At 46.5% G+C, this 24,772-nt stretch carries 19 protein-coding genes; 15 read left to right on the plus strand and 4 right to left on the minus strand.

Features of this window, described 5'->3' with window-relative positions:
• Position 1: 1 nt before the first annotated feature.
• From F8C67_RS01800 to F8C67_RS01810, 3 genes are all read left to right on the plus strand, one after another.
• Positions 2 to 1,453: an MBOAT family O-acyltransferase gene (locus F8C67_RS01800; RefSeq protein WP_151666076.1), complete on the plus strand. Its 1,452-nt coding sequence runs from the start codon at positions 2 to 4 to the stop codon at positions 1,451 to 1,453.
• The gene (locus F8C67_RS01805) at positions 1,453 to 2,340 is read left to right on the plus strand and encodes an SGNH/GDSL hydrolase family protein (RefSeq protein WP_151666077.1); all 888 of its coding nucleotides are present in this window, start codon (positions 1,453 to 1,455) and stop codon (positions 2,338 to 2,340) included. Before F8C67_RS01800 ends, F8C67_RS01805 begins: the two co-directional genes overlap by 1 nt.
• A 105-nt stretch (positions 2,341 to 2,445) precedes the next feature.
• Entirely contained in the window at positions 2,446 to 3,504 is a 1,059-nt protein-coding gene (locus F8C67_RS01810; protein WP_151666078.1) for an NAD-dependent epimerase/dehydratase family protein, read from the plus strand.
• An 80-nt stretch (positions 3,505 to 3,584) separates the two neighbouring features.
• Here the strand turns inward: F8C67_RS01810 and F8C67_RS01815 are convergent, their stop codons facing one another.
• Entirely contained in the window at positions 3,585 to 5,924 is a 2,340-nt protein-coding gene (locus F8C67_RS01815; protein ID WP_151666079.1) for a T9SS type A sorting domain-containing protein, read from the minus strand.
• 101 nt (positions 5,925 to 6,025) lie between these two features.
• Here F8C67_RS01815 and F8C67_RS01820 point away from each other — a divergent pair, with 101 nt between their 5' ends.
• Complete coding sequence (locus F8C67_RS01820; RefSeq protein WP_151666080.1) at positions 6,026 to 6,529, plus strand: acyl-CoA thioesterase; 504 nt, start codon at positions 6,026 to 6,028, stop codon at positions 6,527 to 6,529.
• Positions 6,516 to 6,812 (plus strand): GNAT family N-acetyltransferase, encoded by a 297-nt coding sequence (locus tag F8C67_RS01825; protein ID WP_151666081.1) that lies wholly within the window; start codon positions 6,516 to 6,518, stop codon positions 6,810 to 6,812. Before F8C67_RS01820 ends, F8C67_RS01825 begins: the two co-directional genes overlap by 14 nt.
• Here the strand turns inward: F8C67_RS01825 and F8C67_RS01830 are convergent.
• Positions 6,809 to 7,204 (minus strand): hypothetical protein, encoded by a 396-nt coding sequence (locus F8C67_RS01830; protein WP_151666082.1) that lies wholly within the window; start codon positions 7,202 to 7,204, stop codon positions 6,809 to 6,811. The two genes, F8C67_RS01825 and F8C67_RS01830, sit on opposite strands and share 4 nt — an antisense overlap.
• 107 nt (positions 7,205 to 7,311) lie before the next feature.
• On the opposite strand from F8C67_RS01830, the gene F8C67_RS01835 reads away from it, so the two are divergent.
• The 5 genes from F8C67_RS01835 (at position 7,312) to F8C67_RS01855 (ending at position 18,979) form a co-directional block, all read left to right on the plus strand.
• Positions 7,312 to 7,959 carry an AlbA family DNA-binding domain-containing protein gene (locus F8C67_RS01835; RefSeq protein ID WP_151666481.1) on the plus strand — a complete coding sequence of 216 codons (648 nt, stop codon included), beginning with the start codon at positions 7,312 to 7,314 and terminating at the stop codon, positions 7,957 to 7,959.
• Between the two features lie 205 nt (positions 7,960 to 8,164).
• A complete protein-coding gene (locus F8C67_RS14445) occupies positions 8,165 to 16,810 on the plus strand; it encodes a PKD domain-containing protein (RefSeq protein ID WP_151666083.1) in 8,646 nt (2,881 codons plus the stop codon).
• On the plus strand, positions 16,785 to 17,897 hold the full coding sequence (locus F8C67_RS01845; protein WP_151666084.1) for a PorP/SprF family type IX secretion system membrane protein: 1,113 nt from the start codon (positions 16,785 to 16,787) through the stop codon (positions 17,895 to 17,897). Before F8C67_RS14445 ends, F8C67_RS01845 begins: the two co-directional genes overlap by 26 nt.
• Positions 17,898 to 17,946: 49 nt before the next feature.
• Positions 17,947 to 18,525 (plus strand): exosortase family protein XrtF, encoded by a 579-nt coding sequence (xrtF, locus tag F8C67_RS01850; protein WP_151666085.1) that lies wholly within the window; start codon positions 17,947 to 17,949, stop codon positions 18,523 to 18,525.
• Positions 18,509 to 18,979 carry an exosortase F system-associated membrane protein gene (locus F8C67_RS01855; RefSeq protein WP_151666086.1) on the plus strand — a complete coding sequence of 157 codons (471 nt, stop codon included), beginning with the start codon at positions 18,509 to 18,511 and terminating at the stop codon, positions 18,977 to 18,979. The genes xrtF and F8C67_RS01855 overlap by 17 nt, the downstream gene beginning before the upstream one ends.
• Before the next feature lie 61 nt (positions 18,980 to 19,040).
• On the opposite strand, the gene F8C67_RS01860 is transcribed toward F8C67_RS01855, so the two are convergent.
• Both F8C67_RS01860 and F8C67_RS01865 read right to left on the minus strand, forming a co-directional pair.
• The gene (locus F8C67_RS01860; protein WP_151666087.1) at positions 19,041 to 19,691 is read right to left on the minus strand and encodes a hypothetical protein; all 651 of its coding nucleotides are present in this window, start codon (positions 19,689 to 19,691) and stop codon (positions 19,041 to 19,043) included.
• A gap of 101 nt (positions 19,692 to 19,792) precedes the next feature.
• Positions 19,793 to 21,520: a hypothetical protein gene (locus F8C67_RS01865; protein ID WP_151666088.1), complete on the minus strand. Its 1,728-nt coding sequence runs from the start codon at positions 21,518 to 21,520 to the stop codon at positions 19,793 to 19,795.
• Between the two features lie 145 nt (positions 21,521 to 21,665).
• Here F8C67_RS01865 and F8C67_RS01870 point away from each other — a divergent pair, with 145 nt between their 5' ends.
• The 5 genes from F8C67_RS01870 to F8C67_RS01890 are packed head-to-tail and all read left to right on the plus strand — an operon-like array spanning position 21,666 to position 24,767.
• Positions 21,666 to 22,322 (plus strand): hypothetical protein, encoded by a 657-nt coding sequence (locus F8C67_RS01870; protein ID WP_151666089.1) that lies wholly within the window; start codon positions 21,666 to 21,668, stop codon positions 22,320 to 22,322.
• A 60-nt stretch (positions 22,323 to 22,382) separates the two neighbouring features.
• Positions 22,383 to 22,793 carry a hypothetical protein gene (locus tag F8C67_RS01875; protein WP_151666090.1) on the plus strand — a complete coding sequence of 137 codons (411 nt, stop codon included), beginning with the start codon at positions 22,383 to 22,385 and terminating at the stop codon, positions 22,791 to 22,793.
• A gap of 58 nt (positions 22,794 to 22,851) precedes the next feature.
• Positions 22,852 to 23,895: a sensor histidine kinase gene (locus tag F8C67_RS01880; RefSeq protein WP_151666091.1), complete on the plus strand. Its 1,044-nt coding sequence runs from the start codon at positions 22,852 to 22,854 to the stop codon at positions 23,893 to 23,895.
• A gap of 52 nt (positions 23,896 to 23,947) precedes the next feature.
• On the plus strand, positions 23,948 to 24,346 hold the full coding sequence (locus tag F8C67_RS01885) for an HYC_CC_PP family protein (protein WP_151666092.1): 399 nt from the start codon (positions 23,948 to 23,950) through the stop codon (positions 24,344 to 24,346).
• A gap of 49 nt (positions 24,347 to 24,395) precedes the next feature.
• Positions 24,396 to 24,767, plus strand: coding sequence for a heavy-metal-associated domain-containing protein (locus F8C67_RS01890; RefSeq protein ID WP_223277496.1), 372 nt, complete (start codon positions 24,396 to 24,398; stop codon positions 24,765 to 24,767).
• The last annotated feature ends 5 nt before the right edge of the window (positions 24,768 to 24,772 follow it).

The raw sequence follows: 24,772 nt of genomic DNA on the forward strand, positions 1-24,772 counted from the left end.
CATGCTGTTTAACTCGATTGATTTTGTACTATTTCTTCCTGTGTTTTTCGCGGCGTACTGGCTTGTACAACCGCTCAAACTCAAGTGGCAGAATCTCATTGTTCTCACATTCAGCTACCTCTTCTATTCTTGGTGGGATATCCGCTTTACCAGCCTAATCATCCTTAGCACGATTATCGATTATGCAGTTGGACTGCAGTTGCAGAGGACCAATACCCCGTCAACTCGCAAGCTACTCCTCGGAATCAGCATGGCGGCAAACCTAGGTATGCTGGGCTTCTTCAAGTATTACAACTTCTTCGTTGACAGCTTTGCAGACGCCTTCTCATACTTCGGAATGGAATTTAGCGGGTCGACGCTGGACATCGTTCTTCCGGTTGGGATTAGCTTCTACACCTTCCAAACCATGTCGTATACCATCGATGTGTACCGTCGTCAGTTAGAGCCAACTAGAGATTTCATAGCGTTTGCGGCCTTCGTATCGTTCTTTCCACAACTTGTGGCAGGTCCAATCGAGCGCGCCTCCAACCTACTCCCTCAAATGCTCAAGCGTCGTTATTTCGACTATGCCAAATCAACGGAAGGAATTCGCTTGATTTTATGGGGTTTGTTTAAAAAGATCGCCATATCCGATGCACTCGCGCCGAGCGTCAATCACATCTTCGAGAATTACGGTTCCATGTCAGCAGGAACACTTGTTCTGGGCGCTGTCTTCTTTGCTTTTCAGATTTACGGTGACTTCAGCGGCTATTCCGACATCGCACGAGGTCTAGCTAAATTACTTGGATTTGAGCTGATGCTAAACTTCAACCTCCCGTACTTTTCTAGGAATATCGCGGAGTTTTGGCGTCGCTGGCACATCTCGCTATCTACCTGGTTTAGAGACTACTTATACATTCCGTTAGGTGGATCTAGAGTTGATAAAAACAAAGCCATTCGAAATGTTTTCATCGTATTTCTAGTATCTGGATTCTGGCATGGTGCAAATTGGACTTTCCTCGCGTGGGGTGGCATTCACGCAATGCTCTTTATCCCGAGCTTCATCATTGGAACAAATCGGAAACACCTATCTGAACATAAGCCTGTTACCGCCTGGATGATGGCGCCTGCTGATTTTGGCAAGGTGCTATTGACCTTCGCGTGGGTTTGTATCGCCTGGATCTTCTTCAGAGCACCTTCTATAGGCATTGCAGGCGATTACATTTATCAGATTTTCACCTTTAGCGGTGGAGATGTACTCTCACTAAACCCGTATGACAATCAGCCATTTGGTTTTGAGGTTGTGCTTTTGATTCTATTTGTATTCATTGAATACGGAATGTCAATTCAAAAAATCAATCTTTATTCAAGCCGCGTTTGGGCTCGGACCTGTGTTGATGTGGCGTTGATCCTCGCCATAATTCTCAGCATCCCTATCGATTCCGCACAATCCTTCATTTACTTCCAGTTCTGATGAAGCGGTTTCTGATTCACATAGCATCTTTATTGATTATAACACTCCTCATTTTGGAGATTGTGCTACAAGCAACGGGTTGGGCAACGCATTCCGTACCCAAGGCGAATGTGGATGGAAACTTCATGCTGAAACCCGGAGAAACAGGACAATTTCGCTCGGGCGGCAGAGGTGAAATTGATGCTGAATTCTGGATAAATCCGCAGGGATACAACAGTGCAATAGACTACGGTATTTGGGACTCATCCGTTGTCCATATTGCTATCATCGGAGATTCATACATCGAAGGATTAAGGGTTGATTATCAAAACTCTATAGGTCGCCAATTAGAGCAGTTATCGAACACGGAACTAGTCGTGCATGAGTACGGTAGATCTGGTGCGAATCTCAAGGATTACGAGCTTCTTACTAAACGTGCAGAAGCCCGTGGGTATGACGCTATTTTTGTGTTATTGAACGAATCCGATTTATTCGCTGAATTGCCCAGCTTCGTGGGAATGGGTCACAAGGCAAAGCCCAATACACCGAAAGGATTCGAGTGGCAACTCCCCTACTACCTCAACCGAAATCAAGGCCTTTCAAGAAACTTTTCTGAAGTAGGTAGAAACGCGGAGAAAATGCTAGAGAAAGTCGGCTTGGCTGGAGGTATCGAATGTATGAAATCCGCTGGACCACCGCTGGACGTGCTATCTGGACTTTCAGACAATGTGGTCATACTCTACGAAACGGGTAGGCTTAACGCCTCTTACCCTAAGGCCCAAGGATTGCCCTATATAGAGATTGATTTTGGCGATGCTCCTTATAACTATGGTTTCGACCGTCATTGGAATGAAACCGGTGCTGGAATTTGCGCTGAATACATCTACAACTACCTGAAAGAAAGGTAGAGAATCCCGTATCGCGATTTTGTGTTGTACAAACGGTAGTTGGTGTTACTTGTAGGGTAGCGCCTCCAATACATTTGTTCCCGTAATCACGAAATCAAGATAACCATGATAGACAAGAGTAAACCTGTACTAGTAACCGGCGCCACTGGATTCGTGGCAGGCTGGTTGGTGAAAGAGCTGCTGGACAACGGCATAACCGTTCATGCGGCTGTTCGCGACCCAAAGAACAAGAAGAAGGTTGCACACCTCGATGAGCTTGCCAAAAACTCAAAAGGTGAAATCAAATATTTCGCGAGCGATTTGTTGAAAGAAGGCTCATACGCAGAAGCTATGGAGGACTGTGAATTGGTGTACCACACTGCTTCACCTTTCATCACAAATTATAATGACCCTCAGAAGGATCTCATCGATCCTGCCGTAAAGGGTACCGCAAATGTCTTAGAGACCGCCAAGAATACTCCTTCTGTCAAGCGTGTTGTCGTAACGAGCAGTTGTGCAGCGATTTACACAGATGCAATTGACACGCACAACGCCCCTGGAGGTAGAATTACAGAAGAAGTGTGGAACACCACGGCTAGTTTGGACTATCAGCCATACTCATACTCAAAGCTACTTGCAGAAAAAAAGGCATGGGAAATTCAAAAGTCGCAAAACCAATGGGACTTAGTGACCATCAACCCGAGTCTAGTGGTGGGTCCACCTCTCAATGCGAATGCCGTGACGTCTGCCACATTTGATTTCATGAAACAGATTGGTGACGGAACGCTTAAGATGGGCGCCCCTCGACTTGGCATTGGTATGGTTGATGTTCGAGATGTGGCTAAAGCCCACTACAACGCTGGTTTCATGCCGGAAGCTCAAGGACGGTATATCACCTCAGCGCATTCAACCAATTTGCTTGAAATGGGGCAAATCCTATCTGAAGAGTACGGTAACTACCCTCTTCCTAAGCGCCCGATGCCGAAGTGGCTGCTCATGCTTGTGGGCCCTATGGCGAATAAGCTGTTCACTAGAAAGTTCATTAAAAACAACGTGGATATTGAGTGGAAGGCTGACAACTCCAAGATCAAGAGAGAGTTGGGAATTGAATTCCGACCTCAAAAGGAAAGTCTGAATGATGCATTTCAAGTAATGATTGACGAGGGCTTGATTGCTGCTAAGTAAGATTTCCACCGTTTAGAATAAAAGAGAAGGGCGAGATAGATCATTCTACCTCGCCCTTCGACATGATTAGCGTACCGCTATCAGCGAACGATTATGCGATGTACGCCTATCTTTTCCCCTCTGAGAATATAGACTCCAGCGGGGAGTTGGCTTACGTCCAACTCCGCTGAAGCCCTCAATTGAACCAAGTCTCGGCCCATAAGATTTGTGAGGGTGACGTCGTCCTCTACATCCCAGTGAATCATACGCTCCGCTGGATTGGGATAAACGACTACCTCAGTCGGTTCAACTTCAATGACAGATACATTATTCGTAAAGTCTTGTGCGTAAAGACCTGTACCTGTTCCAACTAAGAGCTCATCATAGAACAGGCTCTCAATCCTCGTACCTATTGGATAAGCATACGCCAGGTTCCATGGCCCTAAGATGCTGTCAATAGGATGACTATGAATTTCATTGTTCAACGCTAAAAAGAGTTGTCCGCCACCAGAAGTCAAAGCCGTTGGCGTCGGTCCATTTGGTCCCACCACGAAACTCCAACTCGAAGTCGCTATATCTTTCATGTATACACGAACAGGCGGATTAATTGTACTGCTTGTGTAGTACAATGCTAAAACTGTATCTGCGTTGTCCGTCAGCTCTAAATCAAGAACGGCATCTGTCGCCCCAAAGGCCGACTCTGCGGTCACGGTACGGGTACCACTACCCGACTCCTCCATTCGGTAGACACCCGAATAGCCTGAAGTCATAGGATCCGATTTAAGCGATACGTAAAACACACTTTTCCCGCCTTCATCGAGAGCCACTACATCCGTTGCATCCACATCTTTACCTGGAGAGCCAGCCACAATAAGCTCTTGCGTCCACGTGGCACCGCCGTCGGTCGAAATGAAAATGCCTCCATCATCGATATTCTCGAGTTCATACGTGGCATAAACAATATTGTGATCTACCGGAGAAACGGCAAGACCTGTTACTCGCGTACCCACTCTGGGGTAGTTGTACGTTGCGCCATGACTTCCACCCATCATTGGGTCGAATACGAGGTTCCAGTTCACGCCACCATTCGTGGTTTTATACACCCTTCCGTTCCCAACATACACCGTATTGCTATCGGTTGGATCCATTGCTACACTGAAGTAAGGCGAACCGTCGCCCTGCGGAAATATGGGGTCTGTCCATATCGGACTTCCGCTTTTAAAAGCTTCCACTTTTCTAATTCCGGACTTACTAGCAACGTAGCCTGTGGCGAAACTAGGGGTCATATCGATTCCATTTACTTGCACCGCGGTAAGTCCTTCGTTAGCTCCGAAAACAGAATCGGCCGCATACCGAGAAACGCCGAAACCAACATTGGTTGTGAGGTAAACTGTGGATTGGCTTCTTGAATCGATTAGTACGTGCCCGTCGTTTGCCTTGTTGTTATTCCCCGTGAAGAGTCGCCCGATCTCTGTCCAAGAGCCCGGAGCCCCGATAGAATCTGAATACGCTCTACCACAGTATACGCCGTATTGCAGTGCGCCTACCGCCGTGAACTGAAAATTCTGTCCGGGCACACCTCCCGGAGGGCCAGGCAGGTTAAAGTCTCCTGTGGTCCAGGTAGCGCCGTTATCCCAAGAGATGCCAATCTTACGATCGGTATTCGGAGGCGTTCCAAAGGCGGGACCACCAGCAACGTACCACGCTCCAGTTGGAGAGACACCAAAAGTCATCCATTCAATATTCGGGTCTACCGGAGCTGGGTTTACTGCTGAGGTTATACTTGCTGAAGGCGTTAATGAATTGATATTTTGATTGATAGACAGTTGATATGGGGTAGCCCCTGGTTCGAATAGTTTCAGGTACATGGTTGTAGGATCTACCACCATTTGCGGCGGACCATTAAACTGCCGTGTTAAATCTAACCCTCCTCCTATTGTGAGTGTTCCTGACGTTGATATCGAACCCCAAACAAGTGAGTCGTTGCTCGACGGCATGGCACCATTCAGAACTGCTAGATAGGTATTTCCTTCTATGATAAAATTCTTGACCATGCCTTGCACCATGGTAGCGCTCGTAGCTGAAGGATCCGTTTTATACACCGTACCCATGGCTAAGAAAAAAACTTCCATGGTGGTATGAAAGGCTTGGACTTGCTGAATATTGCTGCCATAGCCATCATCCCAATCAGCAGAAGGCACCGGATGTACACTGTCAAATACTGGTCTTCCGCCGGAATAATTCACATCTGCGTAGAATAATGAGTTGGCACTTTCGGTAGCAAAGTAGATCCGTGTGGGGCTAACACCGTCGTCTGCCTGAGCTATGGCAAGAACCCTTCCTCCAAAGACTCCTTGAGGATCGGGGGCTGATAAGGTTTGAGAATTTAGCTGAAATGCGGATAGCATCCCGGCTAACGCGAGGAGATAGAACTGTTTCATGGTCAGTGGTATTGGTTGTAATAGGCTGACTTGAAGGTAAGTAAATTCTTACAAAACGAAACGTTTCACCCTGACCTTCTTTTGTAATACCTTAGATGAATATGAGCATACAATTCCCAAGTGCGGAAGACGCACGACTCAAATTCCGTTTCATAGCCGAACCTTCTGATGTGAATTTTGGAGGCAAAGTTCACGGTGGAGCCGTCATGAAATGGATTGACCAAGCTGGCTATTCACTGGCTGTTAACTGGAGCAAGTATTATTGTGTAACCGTCTACGTTGGCGGAATTAGGTTCTACAAGCCTGTTCGAATAGGTGACATTGTTGAGGTTGATACTCGAATAATCTATACAGGCAGAACCTCTATGCACATTGCCGTTGATATTCATGCGGCGAACCCAAAGACCGGTAGGCGCGTAAAAACAACCCATTGTGTGATTGTTTTTGTTGCGGTTGACGACGATAATGAGCCGGCGGAAGTGCCAAAATGGACACCTACTTCAGAAGAAGAACAGCACATGGAGCTCTATGCAAAGAAACTGATGGAGCTAAGAAAGGATATTGAACACGAGATGGAACCCTTCATGAAAGATGGACAAATTTAAGATCAGCGAAAGCCTCTCTGAAGAAAACAGGGGTCAGTATGAAATTGTGATAGACGGCTCGCCTAAAGCCTACATGAAGTTTACTCGACTGGAGCGCGTACTAATCCTTCACCATACGGAGGTTCTGCCCTTTTTGAGAGGAAAGGGCGCCGCACGCCAGCTTTTAGAACATGCGGTAGAAGATGCCCGTTCGAACAATCTCACAATCAATGCCATCTGTCCGTTCTCTAGAAAAGTACTGGAACAAAACGAAGCCTACCGCGACGTTTACCCGAACGATTAGTTCATCAAGAACTGTAGTTCACCATTCCACATTTCGAGCACATCTTCGATTTTTGATTTCCACGATTCCGAAAAATCCTCAATCATATACCACTTGGTCATATCGATATGAGAATTCTGCACATTGAGATGCAGTGGCTCAAGCAGATGTACAATTCGGATGACCACACTCCTAAATTGGATGACATTGCGGTAATTCCAGTTGTCGTTTTCTATGAGTTCAATAAAAGCCAGGAAAGGCTCCATGGCCGATTCGGGCAGCATGAGGCATGTCTCAACTGCGAATCTGCGCAATTCTGGTTCGATAGACTTCAATCTCATCTCTTCTGAGCAGATCGAAGGATCTTCCCAAACTACGCTGCTTTCTGATATCCATTCATTTGTCTCCTTCATCTAAAGCATATACGTAGAATTACGTCGAACAGTTTACTCGAAGGCCAGTTATATTGAGAATCCGTTACCGACAAACTACATTTGAGCCCTCAACGCTGTATTTACCGATGCATTATATCGAGAAGCTGATAAAAGAAGGTGAACATCAACAACAGGATTTCAAGTTCCGGGTAGATGATGCGCGCAAAATTGCCAAGACCCTCGTTGCGTTTGCCAACACAGACGGCGGTAGATTGCTCATTGGCGTGAAAGATAACGGCAGAATTGCGGGAGTGCGAAGTGACGAAGAATACCACGTAATAGAATCTGCCAGCCAGATGTACACCACACCAGAAGTAGGATTCACCGCAACGATTCACGACGTCAATGGCAAGCAGGTTCTTGAAATTGAAGTCGAGCCCAGTTCAGAGCGTCCCCATTACGCAATCGATGAAACAAAGAAGGAATGGGCTTACTTTAGAAAGGACGATGAGAATCATCCAGCCAATGGTGTCATAATCGAATGCTGGAAAATGCAGGCTGAAGGGTCAAAATCTGCAGTATTGGCTCAGTATAACGATGTCCATCGCAAGCTCTACGATCTAATCAATTCTGGTGAAAGGGTAACCATATCCAAATTCATCAAAACTGCCGGCATCTCCCCCACCGAAGCGCGTAAGATTTTGGCCACTTTCTTGAGGTGGGAGTTGATTGATTTCGACATCGATCAACACGGAATTTTTTACACCGATATTGCGGAAAACCACGATTTATAACGCTTCTCAGACAAGTACAGGTGTGTATTGCTGATCTGGTTAAGAGGTCAACAAATCGTTTAATGCCTGTAAATCAGATATAAACACTTAACTTTCCATGTAGGACTTGTCTGATTTTCGGCATATTCCAAAATTACTTTTCCTACTTTCGGAGAGTTGTTTGAGAGAGCAACGCCAGACCTAGACCTAAGAATTTATTTTTAAGATGCTAACGGCTCGAACGTACACCACCTATCGTTCCTTGCGCTGGTTCATTTTACTCGTCTCGCTCAGCTTGAGTTCGGCGATATTTGGACAGACCTTGTTGCCTATATCTACTCCTGCAGCCACCAATGATACGCTGAGAATTTGTGAGCAGACTATAGTTACCTATCAGTCGTTAGAATTTGGCTTCAATAATCCCATCATAATTTGGTCATTCCCCGGAGGCAATCCAACTTCAGGAGGAGGCAATGGTCCGCATAATGTTAACTACATCACAGCGGGGACTTACTATGCATCCGTTACGGCAGTAGATGGGGCCTTGATTGTTTCGGACACTATTTGGGTGATTGTTTCTAACAACGTTCCTACAGTGACCTACACCCCACCTAGCACAAACATGTGTTCGTCCGACGCACCATTCTTACTCACAGGTGGATCTCCGGCAGGTGGCGTTTACAGTGGTCCGGGGGTGACAAACAATATATTCGACCCAGAAGCGGCTGGTCCAGGGACACATCAAATCTGTTACACCTACACGGAGCCGGGAGGATGTTCTGCACAGGCTTGTGCGAACTTCACATTAACGGCTGGCCCAGATGCGTCGATTTCCGATCAGGATCCATTCACCCCTTTTGCAAACTGCGTTGCAGCAGGTGGATCAGCTACTTACACGTTGTCTATCGACAACATCTCCACCACCCTAGCTACAAATACGAGTTATTACATTGATTGGGGAGATGGCTCTGCACCGTACACAGGCGCTACCCTTCCCAATGGTACAAGTCACACCTACACCGCTCTCGGTAATTTCACCATTACCGTAGCGGTAACATCAGCAAATGGTTGTTCGGATACCAATACATACAACTTCTTCAACGGTCAAAACCCCAACGTGGGAATTGGTATTGGTTCTTCACAAGGTTGTATTCCGTTTACGCTAGACGTACCGATTCTGAATACGACAAACAACCCTCCTGGAACGACATACGAAGTTGAATTTGGCGATGGAACGGTTATGATTTTCAATCACCCTCCACCTGATACCGTCAGCTATACCTATACAACCACTTCATGTGGCACCACTGACCTTCTTGGCAACCCGAACTCTTACTACGTGCGGATTCGCGCCACAAACCCATGTGGCACCACCCAAGCCTTGGCAAGTCCCATCGAAATTTCACAAGCACCTGAAATCGACCTTCAGGCAAACGATAGCACGGTGTGTGTTGGACAATCCGTTCAGCTTACCGACCTTTCTGATTCTGCATTCTATGTTTCAGGTGGAAACTGTTCTGCCACCTACACAAGAGATTGGATTGTAACACCTGCTACAGGTTGGACAATCACCGGTGACAATGGTCCGAACCCAACCGTGACCTTCACCGACACCGGCTTCTACGAAGTATGCGTAGCCATTCAGCACCCGTGCGGAAACGATACGGCTTGCATCCAGATTTGCGTTGGCGACGATCCAGATATCAACGTTCAAACCGCCACGAACGGAACCTGTGCTCCTATGGAACTGACCATGTGGAACAATTCGCAATTCTTCACGTCTTGCTTCCCTACCGTATCTGGCTTTGTGGTCAATGGAACCGATAGCGCATGGTCTAACATCAATGGCACGACCTTATCTGGCGATAGCTCGATATTCCGATTTGATACTTCGGGAACATACACAGTAAGCTACTACGCTGTAAATGATTGTGATAGCGTATTCTGGGACACCACTGTTGTCGTTGGAGCTGAGCCCGTTGTTAATATGCCTGCCGATCAGCTTTTCTGTGAACTAGACACCATCAATCTCAATCCATCGGGAGGCATACCAAACAACGGCGCAGAAGTTGACCTCAACAATTCCAACCTCATTGAATACCGCTGGCACATCTTCCCAGCCACAGGTTGGAGCTATACAGGAGGCACGGGGCCAAATGACCTTAGACCGCTTGTTTCATTCACCGATACAGGGGATTATACCGTCTGCTTAGTGGTTGAAACCGAATGTGGAATTGATTCAGCATGTAGGCTCATATCCTTCAGGACAGGTCCAAGTTTGGACATCTCTCCAGATACGACCATCTGTTACAACGAAAGCGCAGTGCTCGGTGTAGGTGTGCTTTTAGGAAATCCGCCATACACATATCAATGGGAAACGGTTCCGCCTAGCGGGTTCTCTGCCACAACGGATACCATTGGACTGTTTAATCTCACCTCAACTACTACGTATCAAGTTACGGTAACCGATTCTTTGGGATGTACTTCCGACACAACAGTGACTGTGACAGTAAACCCAGAAATTATAGTCGATGCAGGGCCAGACATAACCGTCTGTGCACGTGATTCTATCGACCTGCTAGGTACCATCTCGGGTGGAACTCCTCCGTACTCGTTTTACTGGTCACCAGGTGGAATCCTCAACGATTCTACCCGATTAGACCCGACCGTTGCAGGGCTCTTCGGCGATACAACCTTCGTATTATTCGTAACTGATTCTCTTGGCTGTACGTCGAGCGACACGATTGACGTTTCCGTTTATCAACCCATACTTTATGTAGATGCAGGTCCAGATACCATTTACTGTAACACCAATGTAGTTGAAACGCTTCAAGGATATTCTCCTCCAGGCGGCACTTGGACAGGTACCGGCGTGGTTGCCCCAGATGGTTTCAATCCAAGCGTCGCGGGTACTGGCACTCATCAATTGATCTATAGCTTCACGGATGTAAATGGCTGTTACGACGAGGATACGGTTCTCATCACAGTAATCGACCCAGTACCGCCGGTAGCGGGTCCTGACACTATAGTTTGTATTGATTCTGATACAATACCACTTTCGGGTGTGCCGGTTGGTGGCGTGTGGACCACAAACGGCCCGGCTTCAATATTATCAGGCAACCAGTTCATACCGAATGTGGTAGGCACATTTGACTTGTACTACACCACAGGCTATGGAAGCTGCGAACTAAGCGATACTATTACAATTACGGTAAACGATCGTCCAGATCTTGGTGGTCCTTTCACGCGCGAAATTTGCTCAGGCGATAGCATACTCTTCATTCCAAATTCAAGCGTTGCTTCTTCTTCAATCTTTTGGAATCTCGTTCAATCGGGCGGTATAACTGGTGCCGATGCTACAGGAACAGGAACGATAGAAGACACCCTATTCAACGCTAGTAATCAGATAGATACAGTTGTTTACGAGCTGTACGCCATTGGCCCGAACCCCACTGACTGCGAAGGTGACACCACTACTCTTACGGTCATTGTCTATCCCATTCCAAACATCACAAACCCGATTGATAGCTTCGAAATTTGCTCGGGTGATCTCTTTACATTCTTCCCAACAGCAGATGTTGCGGGAACGACGTTCGACTATGTTACCGTATCGATGGATGATTCGATTTCTGGAGGTTCGAACGGCACTGGAAATATCGGTGACTTCCTAACGAATAACTTCGGTCCTCCAGGATATGTGCATTATCAGATTTATGCTGCGGGTCCTGCTCCAACCAATTGTGTTGGTGATACATTAGATGTATATGTACTCGTGAACCCTTTACCAGTTGCGGATGCTGGTCCTGATCTAGACTACTGTTCCAACGATTCCGTACAATTACAAGCGAACATTCCTGGAACTTCCACCTTTACATGGACGCCAACTACCGGATTGAGCGACCCTAACGCTCAACAGCCATTTGTGACAATCACCAATACCGGTGCGTCGGCGATCACGCTAGATTACATACTCACGGTTACGGACACAGCCACGGGATGTGTGAACACCGATACGGTTACGATCACAATCAATCCACTTCCTCCGGTTGATGCAGGTCCAAATACTGCCATATGTATAGGCGATTCAATCACTATCGGCACATCAAACAATGCCGCATATACGTATCAATGGTTCATTCCGGGAAATCCGGTGTTCGCTACCTCTGGAACTGTATCGGTGATGCCGGTAATTACCACTACTTATAGACTTATTCAGACGGATACGGCGACTAGCTGCTTGGACAGCTCGGATGTAACCATTACGGTGATTGCTGCTCCTGTGGCCGGCTTTGTGGCAAGTCCAGATTCGGGTTGTGCTCCTTTGAACGTTTCCTTTACCGATACCAGCACAGTAGGCGTATCGCACAACTGGTACGTTAATGGTCAGCTCTTTAGCAATCAACAGAATCCAAACATCATTCTGAACAATACTTCTAATGATGTGGATTCGATTTACACCATTCAGCTCATTATCACTTCTGGCTCGGGCTGTTCAGATACAACGGAGCAAAACATCGTGGTACATCCAAATCCGGATGCTTCCTTCAACCTACCTACTCCTTTCTGTGCTCCAGATAGCATTTCGGCCTCATTCACGGGTGGAGCGCAAACGGGGTCGACCTTCCAATGGGGAGCGAGTTCTCCTTCGGTTCAGATCTTTAATGGGAATGACAGTTTAGCTTCGTTCGTGTTCCCAGATTTTCAAGGAACCTTTGATTCGACATACACTATCTGGTTGGTGATAACCTCTCCAAACGGTTGTGTTGATTCAACTGCACAAAACGTCACTGTTTATGCCCGTCCTACCGCCGGATTCTCCATTCCTAGTAATGATTGCGGACCTTCATCCGTAACCGTGAGTAGTATCGCAAGTGGGACAGCCATCACCTATGGTTACAGTGTAATTCCTAGTACTGGAGTTGTCATTTCTGATCCTGCGGCGGCGAATCCAACGATCACCTTCCCTGCTAGCACTTCAGATTCAGTCGTGTATACGGTTTATCAATCTGTGATTGACAGCAGAGGATGTGCCGATTACGATTCAGCCTCATTCACGATTTACCCAACACCAACTGCTGGGTTTACAACTGCCTTGAGCGATAGCTGCTCACCGTTTACAGTTGATTTCAGCAACATCTCCACCCCAAATCAAACGGGGATGGACACAAGCAGCATGACCTTCAGCTGGGTGTTTGGCAACGGTCAGGTTTCATCTGCGACAAATCCTACTACAACGTACACGAACAACGGTACTTCGGATACGAGTTTTGTCGTTCGACTCATTGCGACAAACGCCTTTGGTTGTGTGGATACCGTTTATGACACTATTACGGTTCACCCGGATCCTATCGCTCAATTCTCAGGTAGCCCACTTACGGTTTGTGCTCCATTTACGATTGATTCGTCCGTGGTAAACATCACACTTTACCCAGACGCAAATAGTCAGTATATCTGGCAGGTGGTTGATCCAAATACGGGTACCGTTTTGGCAGGCTACAACGGACCTTTCGCGCTGAGCCACACCTTGCTAAATGACGGGGATACAATCATCGTTCGACTGATTACCACCTCGCCATTCGGATGTGCGGACGATACAGCGGAAGTGACCTTCTCCACCATTGAAGATCCAGTAGCTGGCTTTATTGCAACGCCGGATAGCGGTTGCGCTCCGCTCAATGTGGCTATTACCGACACCTCAACTGCGGGTGTGTCGCATGAATGGTATCTAGATGGTGTACTCGTGAGTAATGCTCAGAACCCGAACCTCGTACTTACGAATACGAGTAATGCATTTGATAGTACGTATACGCTTCAGCTGATTGTAACTTCTGGATCTGGATGTAGCGATACCACGGAGCAAAATCTGGTAGTTTGGGCCAATCCAGTGGCGAGCTTCTTGGCTACGGAAGTCTGCGGCGGCGAAGCCACTGTATTTAATGATCAAAGCGTGGGTACGCAAAGTATTGTGGCCTGGGCTTGGGACTTTGGCGATAGCCAGACGGATACTGTCCAAAATCCAACACACCTCTACTCTAGCCCTGGTGTTTACGTAGCATCCCTTACCATTACAGATGCTAGAGGATGTACCCACACTGTATCGGACACCGTGATAGTACGTCCTCGTCCAGTTGCAGATTTCGACGCAAATGGCACCTGTGGAGCCGACACACTTTGCGTTAACCTACCTTCCACATTCTTTGATTTATCGACTATTTCCCCACTTGGAGGAAATATCACTGCATGGGAATGGGATATGAATGCTGATGGAATTACAGATTATTCTACCGATACAGCCATTCACACCTTCATCGACTCGGGTTTTGTAGACGTTCAGTTGATTGTTGAAACTGAGTACGGTTGTAGAGATACGCTTGTCAAAACATATTACGTTCAAACACCGCCGAATGCTGATTTCGTTCTAGACACAAACTACGGTTGTGGTCCACTTCAAGTGAATGCAACGAATCAAAGTACGGGTACCATCACTTCTCACGCGTGGGTGGTATATGCGATTAACGATGCAGGAAATCGAGTAATCCTACACACTTCAAACACCAGCGGTTCCGGCAACATTCCAACCTTCCAACCGAGCAACATCCGAGACACGACCTATTACATCGAACTAACGGTTGGCAACTGCTGTGGATTTGACACGATTACAAGAACCGCCACGGTTAGATCTAACCCAAGCGCTGGTATACTTCCAGATCAATTCATCGGTTGTTCACCTATGCCGGTGGAATTCCAGCTCGACGGTCAGGTAAATGGCAGTCCAGATTACGTGGTGATTCATTATGGCGACGGCACTATTGATACGGTGTACAGAACTCCACTCATTCTACCGAATGGCGACACGACGTTTATTTGGGGAGCTCAGACGCACCAATACACTTATGCGGGTCCGAATTTAGACACAGTTTACACCGTTCGTCAATACGTTTACAACCCATGCGGCATCGATAGCACATCGGTGAATATAACGGTGAGACGGGCAACGGTAAATGCATTTATTGACGCTAGTCCGCGCCAAGGCTGTGCGCCGCTGACCGTAACATTCGCCAACGCCAGTTTCCGTGCTCAGAACTTTACATGGTGTTTGGACTATGACACAATTACGGGCAATTGCACGCAACCAGCGGTTGGAGATACAATCGTGTACACTTACAATCAGCCGGGCACGTACACCGTGGCCCTCTTTGCCAACGACAACTGTACGTTCGACACAACCTTTGTTACCATTGAGGTATACGAAACCCCGAACGTTCAATTCACGGCCAACGATGTATGTCAGGGTGACTCAACGACCTTTGTCAACAATACGGTTGCCAACTCGGCCTTTATCAGCTCTTACAGTTGGGACTTCGGCGATGGGAATACGAGTTTCCTTGTCAACCCTCAACATTTATACTCGAATCCAGGGGTCTATACCGTCACGTTAATTGTCAACACCACTGATGGTTGTCCAGATACCGCTGTACAAAACGTCGTCGTTCACCCTGGTCCAGTTGTAGATTTCGTTCCTGTAGACCTTTGCTTGAATGAACAACCATTTACGTTTGACAACCTTACGGACACTCTTCAAACGCCGCTTTCTGGAACGCTTTGGAACTTTGGTGATGGTAATACCAGCACGGATTATGAGCCAACGCATTCGTATGCCGCTCCTGGAGTGTATGATGTAACATTGGTGCATACTACCTCGAACGGCTGTATTGACAGCATTACCTATCAGGCAGTAATCAACGCTCTTCCTACTGCAGCGTTCGATACGGTTAAAACATCCACAGGCTCATGTGGCGCACCGCAGAGTTTTGATTTTGTAAACAACAGCGTGGGTGCTGATCGCTACTTGTGGGACTTTGACTTAGCCAACCCAGGTTCGCTTACCGATTCGGTTGAGAACCCAAGCTTTACGTTTACAAACCCAGGTGTTTACGACATACGATTGATAGTTGAAAGCAACGCTGGATGTACAGATACCGCCTTCTCACAGGTCATCGTCTCGCCTTACCCTACGGCTTCCTTTAATGTAGATACTACCTACGGTTGTGCTCCTCTAACTGTAGCCTTTACAAGCTCGAGCTCATTTAACTTCCCACTGGGTTCAATTGAAACGTACTATTGGGACTTCGGAGATGGAACCACTGCTACAACTCAGGTAGGCGGAGTTACGCATACGTACAACGATCCTGGCTTCTACACAGTGAGTCTTGTTGTTGAAACCAGCTTTGGGTGTACTGACACGTTCACGGTAACCAATCTAATTTCGGTGTATCCTCAGCCTGTGGCCGACTTTACCTTCCAGATTAATAGTGATGGAACGGTGCAATTCTTCAATCAATCGACGCTAGTTGATGGCAACACTACCTATCGCTGGGACTTTGGAGATGGCACGGCAAGTTTAGAGGAGAATCCGATTCACAGCTACCGTGGATTGAGATACGAGAGAGATCTTCAGTTTGAAGTATGCTTACTTGTGGATAACCCTTACGGATGTCCGGATAGTATTTGCTACTCGGTTGAACTACTTGCTTACAGACTAGAAGTGCCGAACGCCTTTGCTCCAGACTTGCTGAATGTAGGAGATGGAAACGTGTTCTTGCCTAAAGGAAACAACATCGCAGAATACCGATTAGAAGTGTTTGATGCGTACGGTAACTTGGTTTTTGAAACCACGGAATTGAGTTCAGAAGAAGGTATTCCAACTGAACCTTGGAATGGCACCTTTATGAATGAAGGTACAGATGAACTACCTTCAGGTGCTTATGTGTGGAAGATACAAGCCGTATTTATTGACGGTTACATCTGGCCTGGTAAGCGATATGATGATGGAAGAGTATTGAGATTTGGAACAGTTACGCTCATACGTTAAGTCTGCCCTCCTTGTGTTGGCCGTGTGCGCAGCGTATTCCGCTGAGGCACAGGATCCGGCATTCTCACTATTCAACATCAACCAACTTTACCTCAACCCGGCGTTTACGGGTGGTAAAGGCGATTTGAGTGTTGGACTGAACAGCCGCGCACAATGGACACGTGTACCGAGTAGGTTTCAAACGAACATGGCTTACATTCAGGGCGGTTGTCCAAATTGGAACTTGGGACTAGGCCTTCGTTTGTTTGACGACACCGAGGGTGAAGGCTATATGCGAAACACCAATGTTGCAGGTCTGGTAGCTGTTCACTTACCTGGACGATTCGGACGAAGCTTGCGCGCCACTCGAAACAAAAAGTATATCCTGAGTTTTGGATTGCAGCTAGCGGTAGGACAACGCCGATTGAATTGGGATGACCTTGTTTTCTCTGATCAATTAGACCCTTACTTAGGAATGTATGTAAATCAAAGTCAGGTTAACCCTCAAAACGAGGTCAGCAACTTTGTCTTCGACATGGGGGTTGGTACCCGTTTCCGTTTTGCGTTTGGGAACAGAGGTAGTTATGCAAGCATGGGCGTTGCGGCCTTCCACATCAATCAGCCGGTTGAATCCTTCTTCAACATGGAAACTCGCCTACTTCCTCGATATACAGGCTATTTCTACACCCACTTCCAGACCAGTAAGTTTACCAATAACCCGCATTACCTCAGTATTGGGTGGGTTATGGATCATCAGCAGGTATTGCGCACAAATACGCTGAACATGAATTACGATGTGATGAGTAATTTGATGATGGGTATCGCCTACCGAAAGAAGCATGTCTTCATGGTAGATAACGACTACGATTCGTTCATTCTCAGCTTCATGTACACCATTGGTAACTTGACGTTAGGGTACAGCTACGATTTCACGCTGCCAAATTTGGGATTGGAGAATACGGCAGGCACACATGAAATCGGCATCATTTACAACTTCAAGGGCACGTCTTTCTGCAAGAAAGGAGCACGTCGAGCGCGTTCTATCGACTGTTATGATTTGGACTTGAAGAGGGCCGATCGATCAAATTGGAGTATCTGGCGACCGTGACACGTTGAAATCCCTCTAATTGCTTTCGGGTATTTGTATCTTTCACCCGATGAAAGGCGTAATCTACTTTTTACTACGGTTCGGACTCACTTGGTTGGGTCTTTCCTTTTTGTACTCTTCCGTATTCATACACAAATACGATACGGCTGAGCCTCCCGTAACGGATCCGATTACGAGGTATATCGTCCATCAAACTGCCACGGCCGCGGAGCTCTTCGGGTATGAAGTAGAAATCTTGTACGACCATCACCTCACCTATCCAACTGAGGATGAGCAAACGATGGATTCCCTGTACTTCAACGACACCTACGCTGTAAGTGTAGAGGAAGGCTGCAATGCCATTAGCAATGCCATCATATTCCTCGCATTCATTATTGGTTTTGGAGGAAGATGGAAAGCCTTGATATGGTTCATCCCCATGGGATTAGCCTTTATTCATGTGGCGAATATCACGCGGATTCTTCTATTGGGTGTTTTAAATGTGGATTATGGAGGTGAAGGCTTTCACTTCTTCCATAAGTACCTTTTCACGGCTTTTCTATACGGAGCCATTTTCATACTGTGGGTTTGGTGGGTGAATAAGTACGGCGGTACCGTGAAAACTGAGGAAGATGAAACTACTGCCTGAGTTCATTCGTCCGAATTGGAAAGTGCTTATCCTTGGCTTCCTCGGACTATGCACGGTATATGTACTCAAGCATCAATTGAACGTATGGGCATGGTTGCATGGGGAGCATCGGGTGTTCTACGACACTACAGAGAACCTGACTTCGTTCCCCGCTGGCGAAGTAATTTTGAATAAATCGGTGAGATACCTGTTGAACGACCTGTTCAGCATCATGATTATCCACGGAATATTTCAAAACCAGAGGTACACAAAGTTTGCCTTTGGACTCTTGCTTTTTGGAATGCTCGTTTTACTTCCGCTCTATTTCCTACTGGTATACTATGCGCCGGATGGCTACACGTCTATGGTAGCGAACGTTCATCGAATCGTGCTCAACCCAGTACTGATGATGCTATTGATTCCATACCTGTACCATATGGAGCGACAAAAGAATGAAAAAAAGGGAGCCAGCTGAGCTAACTCCCTTCACCCCCCTCAGGGCTAACCAATTGCGATAGAATTGGCACGAAAAAGCTTTAGAAGAGTCGATAAGACCCACCCAGCATAGCGTAAACTGGCCAGTCTTCTCCATCTCCAATTCCAGATACACCATCTAGGTAGTCATTCCCAGTGTACTGAACGCCTCCAACGAGGGTGATTGACCAATGGTCATCAAAATAGTACTGCATTCCGCTTCCAAACTCCAGCGCACCGGCTTGAGCCGAACGCGTTTCCGAAAGTTGTGTCTTGTTCGACGATCCGAATCCTTTAGCTCCGTAAGCCGTGCTCTGATAGTTCATCGCGTGAAAGCCAACACCAAAGTGTGACCAAATGAGAAAGGAGCGACGGCGCTTGTAAAAGTTCGCCGGAGTATTGTAGTAGTATCGCATGCTCATCATCACAGAGAAGTCGTTTCCTTCTGCACGATATTCCTGAAGCCAACCATTATCTATGGATGGGGTGAGAGACATAGAAGCATATCGGATTTCGCCTCCATATCTCCAGTGTGGAGCTTCGGCAATGTCCCAAAATGCATTAATAGATGTGATAGATGCTGGAGTAAAACTATACTCTGTGAGCTCTCCTCTTACGACTTGAACGCCAGTGTAAACACCGAATTCTTGAGCCTGGAGGGGTACTATTCCCAAAATTGAGATAATAGCACCGAACAGTAATTGTCTTTTCATGGCAGTAAATGTTTAGTACTGCCAGCAAGTAACGACCCCTCCGTAAACCATGTCGCACGGTTTTTCCGTCAGACATGCCTTAATGGAAAGTTCTGACGGAATTAGATGTCGCTATATGTGCGGAAAATTGTCGTTCTAATGCCGCCTGAAATCCAGGTGTTCGACCCAGACAATTGACCTTGTTCGATGTATGGATATACGAGCCCACTTCTAAAGCCCAGCGTGACAAAGGCATCCATTTGCCAAGCTGGATTGATGGTATAGGCCATGGTGGCTCTAGCATTGAGAATTGTCGTGGAAGGATCATTGCGTGGACCGAAACCGTCATCACTACTACGCGAATCGTATCCAACCCAGAGGTCTGCTCCTTCTCCGTAGTACACGCCATTCTCCAAAATAGCTAATCCCTTGATGGCATACGAGAAGTGCAATTGCGTTGTCCATCTCTTGTGATACCAAGCTCCACGCAGTACGATCTCTGAAAAGTCGGACCCCAATGGATGTGCTATCGGCTGTGAGAAATGCGCATAGTTGGTGAGCACGTTGCGGTGTGTGTAGGTAAACGGACGCACTTCGTTCCATTCGGCAAGGATACTCAAGCGATCATGTGTTGTGATGTTGTGGTCGAATCGGTATCCCAACTGGTATCCAAACTTATTCAACCAACTTCCATTGTTCTCTCTGAGAGCGGAAAGATTGAACTCGTCGAGAACGAACTGACCATATACGGTATGTCCCCCATCGAACTTATAGGATGCGTTCATTCCCAAAAGTGCATTCCCTAAGCGGCTATCGATTTGATCTTCTATTGGTCGATAGAAAATGATCGGGTTGAAATAACTGACATCAAGTCCGCCATTCGTGGTATCTGAACCGTAAACAATGGCTTCGTAGAAACTCAGGTTGAGCTTTTCGGTAACATCCCAGCTCAAGTAGTGGGAAGAGATCCATTTACGCCTGTTCCCAGGATTGAGGTTTACAACATCGCGAGTGTCATACATCTGAGTCCAAAGGTTGATGTACTTAAATGGACCAAAAGTGGTTTCAATTCTGAAATATGGATAGTTCAATGCATTATCGCTCAACAAAAGTGAGCGGTACCCTTCACCATAGAAAAACTTGCCTTGACCGAGCATGAAGGTGAAGTGCTTATTGGGTGTATAGGCGATATTTCCTGAGGCCCATCGGTGATCCCATCCATCTGTCTTAAAAGGCTTGGCTATACCCTGACCAATCATCACCCCTCTTGCGGACACATAACTATCTAAGTACTCTGGTAGAAAAACCTGACTTTCAATGAGCATGGTTTCAAACCTAAACTGTTGCCCGATTCCTCCTGCTAAACGAGCACCGCGTTGATTTGAGCTAATCGTTCCGTCGGCAATACCGGATTGTACACCTGCATCCAGGTTCAACACTGGGTCGGCACTAATCCACCAATCGTCGCCAGACATAAAGATGAGATGTTCGTAGAAAAGCTTTCGCTTCCACCATGCGGTTGGATATTCATCAAAGAGCGGCTCATTAGACCAAGGTGATAGCTTTGCTCCATTGACAACCTCTCTCTCCTCTACGACGGAATATTGTGGCCAAATACTGGTATGAGATGCATGATCTCGACTGAAGGATAGCGTTCTGTCATCCAAAGTCATGAATTGAGACAACTTGCCTTGAGTCACAGTAGTCTGATCAAGTTTTTCAACAATATTTCCGGTGGAATTGCGGACTGTTGATTCTGATGTCGCTATAAATGTAGAATCCTCACTTTGAGCATGAAGAGAAATCGTGCTCATCGAGCCAACGATAACAAAGAGAAACCATCTTTTCATAGGTGAAAGATACGATGTTAATCATCTATGAAACTGATTTTCCCGTTTCATCCGTACATGGATGTGTAAGGAAATTCTGTAAGAAAGAACAGTCGCTCTGTTTATCAATCCTTTAGCAATTTGTGCACATCCAAAACAACCCACTATGAAAAAGACAGCCGCAATTCTATTCTCTCTCGTAGCCCTCTCGTTTACAGCCAATGCTCAACGTTGGACAGAAGTTGAAGTATATGGCGGTACTTCATTCGTACAAGGAGAAATGCAAGAGAGCGCTATTGGTTTCAACAGTCTTCGTCCAACCTTTGGCGCAGCTATCCACACCAGAGCGAACAAGAGTAACTTCATGTCATTCGGCGGCTCATTCAACACGTATTCCATGAACACCACGTACATGGAAGACAAGAACTGGCTTTCGGGTCATAGTGTTGAAGGGATGGCATACCAAGCACAGCTAAGTATGCGCCTTATCATGACAGGCAGAGACGACATGAGATTCATGAAGGGAGCCTTCCTCACGTATTTTGAAGCAGGACTGGGTGCGCACTTCGCATCATTCCGCTCTACTTACCCGCCGGACGTAATCGTGAAGAAAACAGATATCGATCGCCCAACTCAAACCGTAGTTGCGCCACTGGCTTCTGGCACTTTAGGGTTCCAATACTACTTCAACTACAAGATGGGTATCAACTTTAGACTAACTGGACAAGCGGCTGGAACAGATTACCTCGACGGTATTCAAGGAATCACCGACGCAAACGACTACTTAATGTCGGCCACCCTCGGAATGACATTCGCGCTTTAACCCACGATTCTATACAATACATAAAGGCGTCTTAGTGGCGCCTTTTTTTATATAGATAACATGAAAACAACGGTTCAAATTTGGGATTGGTCAGCCCTTTCAGCATATTTACGCCTGCAACCCCCTACTGGCCACCTATTTATGACCCCCTTTAAAATTCTTGAGGACCATTACGGTTTCTCGGTGCTATCGCCTTACAAGAGCGTGCTCAAAGCTGCTATCACCCCTCCGCTAGATGCGAAGGGAACGATAGTAAAGGAGTGGTTATTTAGAAAAAACAAGCTGCGTAGCGGAAGTGAGTTCTTTTCCGTTTTCTCGGATGACGAACTCACCATTCTCCTCAACAAATTTCAAGACCTTGCCCACAAGAAGGAACACAATCATTCAATGATCGATTCTGATCAGTGGTTGCACCGCGCTTTTAAAAGATCGATTTCCAAGCTGGTGAAGCTTGGCTCGAATCTGATCTGATATTTCTGAAATCCATAGTTCGCTTTCTCTCGTATATCTCACACCTAAAGAGATAATTATGGCCTCGTTGTATGACAAATTGAATTCTCTCTCCACGCTCCGTAAAAGTTACCCGCTTAAGTTCTTAGCGGTAGCCTTTCTTGGAATACACCTCCCTGTCATTGGGTTAATCGTAACCATTCAGTTTACTGATTTGGCATTAAGGCCATGGCTAGCTGTGCTTATTGTGGTTGGGGTAACCCTTCTATCTAGCATATTAACACTCTTCATCTTAAGAGAGTTAACACTACCCATTCGTCAAATTGCTTCGGATGTGGAGCGCTATAAAGCCACTCGAAAGCTCCCGAATTGGAATGCTTCTGGTGCTGATGAAGTTTCTTCTCTGATGCGATTGACAGAGGATGCTCTTCGATCGTTGGAAAACAGTAGAATTCGACAGGAAGATCTTTCCATGCTTCTTTCACACGACTTAAGAAGTCCAATTGGTGCGGCGATTGGCTTACTGGAGGTGCTTCCTGAACTAGATGATAATGAGAAGGAATTAAGGCTAAAGGAATTACAACAGTTAATGCGCGACCAATTGGCATTTATTGATGTCGTACTGGCCATTCAGAAACATGAAAACATTTCAGCCTATGACGAAATGGGCGATGTTTCTATCCTTCATTCAGTGAAAGAGGTGGTCGAAAGCTTGTCTACTAGCACAAAAAACAAGCGTATCAATATCTCCGTATCCGTGCAAAACGAGCTCGTCAGGGCAAACCAGAACATGTTGCGCCAGGCACTCACCAACTTGCTGACGAATGCCTTAAAGTACACACCGGAAGGTGGTCAGGTTCGAATTGTTGGTAGGCCAGATTACAGTAAACACTATCTCTTAAGCATAGAAGATACCGGCATTGGGATGTCTGAAGAAACCCTGAACGGCCTATTCAATCGTTCGTTCAATGACCATATGAAAGGCACACGAGGAGAGTCTTCTATGGGGTTAGGACTGTATCTAACTAAAACCCTTCTTTCCAACCAAGGCGCTTCCATTCAGGCGGAAAGTCAAGGCGAAGGACAAGGCAGCAAGTTCAGTGTTTCATTAAAATTGGCTTGATCTTAACTTTTTGGGGTTTTAGTCCATTTTGAAGATTTGTACATTTGTATTCGTGAAAATTCTTAGACAAATACTAGCGCTACTGTTAGCAACCACGATGCTAACCTCGGCAAGTCCAGCTACATGGAATGGACATTATTGCGGAGGAGAGCTTATGGAGAGTAGCTTTAGTGAGAAATTCACCCCTTGCTGCCCGGTCGATTTACACACTTCTAACGAACTTCAACTCAAGCGGAATTCATGCGATTTCGAAATGAAGTCGTTCAACGGATACGACCACTCTACTACCCCACAAAACTCTGATTTACAACCTGTAGCTATTGCTACATGGGAAAGCCTACCATTCGACCTACACGTCGAAAACCACCCCGATTATTTCATTCCACGTTCGAATGCCCCTCCTCTTACGGGTAGGCAGATTTGCGAACGCTACGACAGATGGCTTTTGTGAGAATTGATTCCCCACCAACGAATCAATTTTTAATCAAAAACATCATCTCATGAAATTTTCATTCATTTTCACAGTAGGTCTAACTTTCCTACTATCCACACAAGTTTCTGGTCAAACTCAAGACACAACCATTCTCGTAAACGGCATTTGCGGTATGTGCGAACGCACTATTGAAGGTGCTTGCGACATGGACGGCGTTGAAAGCGCGGAATGGTCTAGCGAAACAAAAGAGCTTAAACTAACGTATGACGCTTCGGAAGTTAGTCTGGAAGACATCAACACTTCCATTAATGAGGCAGGTTACGACACGGAGTACTCTACAGCCTCCGAAGAGGCGTACAACAGTATTCACAACTGCTGTAAATACAGAGATCCAGAAGTAGTTCGCGCTCACGAAGAGAAAGTTGGCAATCGCCAATAATCGAT

The organism is Phaeocystidibacter luteus (assembly GCF_008933115.1).
Classification (GTDB): Bacteria; Bacteroidota; Bacteroidia; order Flavobacteriales; family Schleiferiaceae; genus Phaeocystidibacter; species Phaeocystidibacter luteus.